Below are 438 nucleotides of genomic sequence, written 5' to 3'. Positions count from 1 at the left end.
GGTCTATTGTCAACTCAGAGTGTCTTAACCGGTGTAGTTTTAGCTTTTCTTTTTAATAAGAATGTTTTTATTAAGTAATTGAAAATATATTTTGTTTAGGCTTAATTTAGTATGAAAAAATTGTTATTTTACTCTTCAAGAAAGTTAAATGTTAAGGGTAATCCCAGAGTAGAAAATATTCTCAACCGTCTTGAGTTATTGTCGAAAAAGTTTGATGTTTCTGTTGCTGTTCCAGAAGATGGTGCAGCAGAAGTTTTGGAGGAGTTGGATGTTCAAGTTATCTTTTATAATCGTAAAAAAACTTTCAAAAAAATATGTCGATTGTTTTTAAATATTTTGCAATTACGGCCTCTACAATTTGGTTTTTTTGCAGGAAATGTTGATGTTTCGTCATATGATATTGTTGTATATGACACGGTCAGAGTATATGAGCTGTCT

General features: G+C 30.4%; 1 protein-coding gene. It reads left to right on the top strand.

The window, feature by feature from the left end; genetic code table 11:
• Positions 1 to 111: 111 nt before the first annotated feature.
• A partial coding sequence (locus H8792_RS12400; protein ID WP_185979442.1) for a hypothetical protein occupies positions 112 to 438 on the top strand: 327 nt, incomplete at its 3' end.

Origin of the sequence: Thiomicrorhabdus heinhorstiae (assembly GCF_013391765.2) — a bacterium.
GTDB lineage: Bacteria > Pseudomonadota > Gammaproteobacteria > Thiomicrospirales > Thiomicrospiraceae > Thiomicrorhabdus > Thiomicrorhabdus heinhorstiae.
Note: the sequence above shows the minus strand (reverse complement) of the source record. Positions and strands in the feature narration are given on the sequence as shown.